Below are 4,312 nucleotides of genomic sequence, written 5' to 3' on the forward strand. Positions count from 1 at the left end.
CAAATTCGGCACCGTCGGCGCCGTCGCCCTCGACAGCCAGGGCCGGCTCGCGGCCGGCACCTCGACCGGCGGCATGACCGCCAAGCGCTGGGGCCGGGTCGGCGACGTGCCGGTGATCGGCGCCGGCACCTACGCCTCCAACGCCGACGGCTGCGCCGTCTCGGCCACCGGATCGGGCGAGTATTTCATCCGCGCCACCGTGGCCCGCGACATCTGCCACCGCACCGCCGCCGGCGCCGACGTCCAGACCGCCGCCGAGGCCGAGATCGCCGACGTCGGCTCCATCGGCGGCGACGGCGGCGTCATCGTCATGGGCCTGGACGGGATGCCCGCCTTCGCCATCAACACCTCCGGCATGTACCGCGGCGCGGTCTCGGCCGATGCGCCCGCGCGCGTGGCCATCTACGGCGATGAGGCGCTGCGCCCGTGACCACCGGCGCGACCATCGACCTGGCGGAAAAGTTCGCCGCCTTCTCCGACCACTGGCGCCCCCGCGTCGCCGCCCGGCTGAACGGCCAGGACGTGGGCTGGTCAAGGTCCAGGGCGTCTTCCCCTGGCACAGTCACGCCGGCGCCGAAGAGATGTTCCTGGTCTGGAAGGGCCGCTTCCGGGTCGAGTTCCGCGACCGGATCGAGACCCTCGATCCCGGCCAGTTCATCGTCGTGCCGCGCGGCGTCGAACACCGCACCGCCGCCGACGACGAGGCCGAGGTGCTGATTTTCGAGCCGTCGGAGGTGATCAACACCGGCGACGCCCCGGCCTCCGACTTCACCGCACCCCAGGGCCAGACCGTATGACGAAGACCCAGCGCGACACCCCCGGCGTCATCGCCCCGCCGCCGCTGATCTACATCGGCTTCCTGCTGGCCGGCTGGGTCGTCTTCCGCTTCGCCAACCCCGCCGTCGTCGGGTCCGAGCTTCACGGCTGGCTGAGCCTCGGCTTCGGCATGGAGACCCAGGCGCGCCGCATCGTCTCCCTGCCGCTGATCATCGGCGGCCTGCTGCTGGACGGCGCCGCGGCCGGCTATTTCCGCCGCCTCGGCACCGCCGTCGAGCCGTGGAAACCGAGCACCGTCCTCGGCACGGACGGCCTCTACCGCTTCAGCCGAAATCCCATCTACCTCGGCTTCGCCATCACCTACGTCGGACTCGCCATCGCCATGGACAGCGTCCTCGTCCTGCTCCTGCTGATCCCCTGCCTGTTCGTCGTCGACCGCTTCGTGATCCAGCGCGAGGAGCGCTACCTGTCCGCCAAATTCGGCGCCGACTACGACGCCTATCGCGCCCGGGTGCGGCGATGGCTGTAGCCCCCGACCCGCGCCCCGATCCGCGCGACGAACTGTCCCTGATGGCCATGGAGGAGCTGGACGCCGCCTGCGGCCTGGCCTGGACCGAGATCAAGGCCATCACCCCCTGGGGCGACAGCTTCACCGGCTTCGCCCCCTCGGGCCGCGAGGTCGAGATCGAGCGCCGCTATCTCTGGGCCCATGATCCGGAGGGCTCGGTCGCGGTCGAGATCGAGGTGCGCGACGTCGGGGCCCGCACCGGGGCCGAGGCCAAGGCCCTGATCACCCCCGACTGACCAGTTCGCGCACCCGGCGAATCCGCCACGCCGTTAACCTTTACCGTTGCCAAGCGGCCCGGCGGGGGCAAGATGCCCCCGTCCGCGAACGGCGGTCGTTCCAGCGGGGAGCCCCATGTCCTACGACGACGATTTCGCCGGCGTCGATGCGGTCGGCGCCCCGCTCGACCCGACCATCATGATCGGCGCCGATCCGATGTTCTGGGGCGCGGTCCTGCTCGCCGTGCTGGTGGCGGCCATGATCGGCTGGCTGATCGGGGCGGACTCGCGCTCGAAGCGGGCCGACGCCGCCGGGGCCATCTGGAAGGCGATCGACGACGCCGCCAAGGCCGCCATGAAGGCCGACACCGAGGCCCTCCCGGCCCGCGCCTCTGACCTCCACCGCATCCTCCGCGCTCGTCTGGGCAAGACCCTGAAGTTCGGCGGCGAACTGACCGGGTGCGTCGACGCCCTCGCCCGGGCGCTGAAGGGCGAGGGCGGGCACGGGGGCGAGCCTTCGGGCCATGAGCCTCCCCCGGAGGAGGACGCGACGGCGGCGCGCCACGACGCGAACGCTCCGGCCTCGTCGGCCGCCGCCAATGTCACCATCGTCTCGATCCACCCGACGGCGACCGACCACCCCGGACGCCCCGGACACAGCAAACGCTCGATGACCACCAAGGAGCGCAACGACGCTCTTCGGCTCGCGGTCGCCGACTTCAATGACTACTGGCGCCACCGGTCGGCCCGCGAGGGCGACATGCGCGCGGTCATCGCCGAGCTCTCCAATCCGGGCCCGCGGCGTCCGCCGCTCAGCCACGGCGCTGCGCATCACTGACGCAGGCGGTTCCCCCCGGCGTGGAAACCCCTTAAGCCGGACGCATGAAACTCGCCTCACTCAAGCATGGCCGCGACGGCCGCCTCGTCCTCGTCTCCAGCGACCTCGCCTGGTTCACCGACGCCTTCCTGATCGCCCCGACCCTGCAGGCGGCGCTGGACGACTGGGACCGGGTCGAGCCGCATCTGCGGGCCCTGTCAGAAAGCCTCGAACACGGCGGCGTGCCGCGCGGCCGCTTCCATGAACGCGAGGCCGCCTCGCCCCTGCCCCGCGCCTATCAGTGGGCCGACGGCTCGGCCTATGTGAATCACGTCGCCCTCGTGCGGCAGGCGCGCGGCGCCGAAATGCCCGAGAGCTTCTGGACCGACCCCCTGATGTACCAGGGCGGCTCCGACGGCTTCCTCGCCCCCCGCGATCCGATCCCGCTGGCCGACGAGAGCTGGGGCTGCGACCTCGAGGCAGAGGTCGTGGTCGTGACCGGCGACGTGCCCCAGGGCGTCAGCCGCGAAGAGGCCCTAAGCCACATCCGCCTCGTCGGCCTCGTCAACGACGTCAGCCTGCGCAACCTGATCCCGGCCGAACTGGCCAAGGGTTTCGGCTTCGTCCAGTCCAAACCGGCCTCGGCCCTGTCGCCGGTGTTCGTCACCCCGCGCGCCCTCGGCGACCGCTGGCAGGACGGCAAGCTGAAGGGCCAGCTGAACGTCCAGCTCAACGGCCAGGACTTCGGCAAGGCCGACGCCGGGACCGACATGACCTTCGACTTCGGCACCCTGATCGCCCATCTGGCCAAGACCCGGAACCTGTGCGCCGGCACCATCATCGGCTCGGGCACCGTCTCCAACCGCGACGCCGACGGCGGCCCCGGCAAGCCGGTCAGCGACGGCGGCCTGGGCTACTCCTGCATCGCCGAGGTCCGCACGGTCGAAACCATCCTGCGCGGCAAGCCCGAGACCCCCTTCCTCAAACACGGCGACACCGTCCGCATCGAGATGCTGGACGACCACCACCACTCCATCTTCGGCGCCATCGAACAGACGGTCGGGCCAGTCTAGCCCACCCGCCGCAGCGCCTCCTCCAGCGCCCGGTCGGCCGACACGGCCACGTCCGGCTGCACCCCGACGCCCTCCCAGTTGGTCCCGGTCGCCGGATGGCGCGCCTCGCCGATCGGCATGATGACGGTGAACCACGGGCCCAGATCCATGGCGATCGAGGGATTGGCCCCGCCGCCGGTGACCTCGCCGATCACCGTGGCGCGGCCCGCCGCCTGCAGGTCATAGGCCACGGCCTCCGCCGCCGAGAAGGTCCCCGGCCCGACCAGCACCATGATCGGCTGGGTCGGAAAGGTCGGCTCCGCCACCGCATTGGCGAAACGTTCGAACGTGTCACGCCCGTCCGGGACGCAGTCCTCGGGGTCGTCCGGGTTCGGCTTGCAGCGCCGGAACTGGATGTCCTCCAGCCGCATCGGCTGCGGCGCGAAATGCCCCATCAGCTGGCGCAGCGCCGCCTCTCCGCCGCCCAGGTTGTCGCGCAGGTCCAGCACCAGCGCCCGCGCCCCGGCCAGTTTCGCCATCGTCGCATCGATCGCGGCCGCCGAGTCCGGATGGCCGCTGAACGACGCCAGGTTCAGATATCCCACGCCGCCGTCCAGCACCCTGGCCTCGCGCACGCCCCAGCCGTTCCGCGCCTCCTCGGCGCCCATCTGCTCCATCGTCGGACCGGGCCCCTCGGCGGCGACGTCGTCGCGGCTGCGCCCCTCGATCCACACCTGCAGATGCTTGTCGCCCGACGCGGCCAGCAGGTCGGCGTTGATCGCCTGGCGGAAGGCCTCCGGATCGGTCAGCGCCATATAGACATTGCGCCGCCCGGCCAGCCGCGCCCGGATCGCCGGCGTCCGCTCGACCCTCACATAGTGGG

At 71.5% G+C, this 4,312-nt stretch carries 7 protein-coding genes; 6 read left to right on the top strand and 1 reads right to left on the bottom strand.

Features of this window, described 5'->3' with window-relative positions:
- The 6 genes from RDU12_RS13130 to RDU12_RS13155 all read left to right on the top strand — a co-directional run.
- The coding region (locus tag RDU12_RS13130) for an isoaspartyl peptidase/L-asparaginase (protein ID WP_308685033.1) at nucleotides 1–430 on the top strand (430 nt) is incomplete at its 5' end.
- 151 nt (nucleotides 431–581) lie between these two features.
- Nucleotides 582–797 carry a cupin domain-containing protein gene (locus tag RDU12_RS13135; protein ID WP_300291893.1) on the top strand — a complete coding sequence of 72 codons (216 nt, stop codon included), beginning with the start codon at nucleotides 582–584 and terminating at the stop codon, nucleotides 795–797.
- On the top strand, nucleotides 794–1,306 hold the full coding sequence (locus RDU12_RS13140) for an isoprenylcysteine carboxylmethyltransferase family protein (protein ID WP_300291892.1): 513 nt from the start codon (nucleotides 794–796) through the stop codon (nucleotides 1,304–1,306). Before RDU12_RS13135 ends, RDU12_RS13140 begins: the two co-directional genes overlap by 4 nt.
- Nucleotides 1,297–1,581: a hypothetical protein gene (locus RDU12_RS13145; protein WP_300291890.1), complete on the top strand. Its 285-nt coding sequence runs from the start codon at nucleotides 1,297–1,299 to the stop codon at nucleotides 1,579–1,581. Before RDU12_RS13140 ends, RDU12_RS13145 begins: the two co-directional genes overlap by 10 nt.
- Nucleotides 1,582–1,696: 115 nt before the next feature.
- Nucleotides 1,697–2,398 carry a hypothetical protein gene (locus tag RDU12_RS13150; protein WP_300291888.1) on the top strand — a complete coding sequence of 234 codons (702 nt, stop codon included), beginning with the start codon at nucleotides 1,697–1,699 and terminating at the stop codon, nucleotides 2,396–2,398.
- A gap of 44 nt (nucleotides 2,399–2,442) precedes the next feature.
- Complete coding sequence (locus RDU12_RS13155) at nucleotides 2,443–3,450, top strand: fumarylacetoacetate hydrolase family protein (RefSeq protein WP_300291886.1); 1,008 nt, start codon at nucleotides 2,443–2,445, stop codon at nucleotides 3,448–3,450.
- Here the strand turns inward: RDU12_RS13155 and RDU12_RS13160 are convergent.
- The coding region (locus tag RDU12_RS13160) for a S41 family peptidase (protein WP_308685037.1) at nucleotides 3,447–4,312 on the bottom strand (866 nt) is incomplete at its 5' end. The genes RDU12_RS13155 and RDU12_RS13160 overlap by 4 nt on opposite strands.

Source organism: Brevundimonas sp. (assembly GCF_031082345.1).
GTDB lineage: Bacteria > Pseudomonadota > Alphaproteobacteria > Caulobacterales > Caulobacteraceae > Brevundimonas.

Excerpts from the sequence above, each read along its gene's own strand:
- RDU12_RS13135 (WP_300291893.1), top strand. The coding sequence starts at position 582 with ATGTTCCTGGTCTGGAAGGGCCGCTTCCGGGTCGAGTTCCGCGACCGG.
- RDU12_RS13140 (WP_300291892.1), top strand. The coding sequence starts at position 794 with ATGACGAAGACCCAGCGCGACACCCCCGGCGTCATCGCCCCGCCGCCG.
- RDU12_RS13145 (WP_300291890.1), top strand. The coding sequence starts at position 1,297 with ATGGCTGTAGCCCCCGACCCGCGCCCCGATCCGCGCGACGAACTGTCC.
- RDU12_RS13150 (WP_300291888.1), top strand. The coding sequence starts at position 1,697 with ATGTCCTACGACGACGATTTCGCCGGCGTCGATGCGGTCGGCGCCCCG.
- RDU12_RS13155 (WP_300291886.1), top strand. The coding sequence starts at position 2,443 with ATGAAACTCGCCTCACTCAAGCATGGCCGCGACGGCCGCCTCGTCCTC.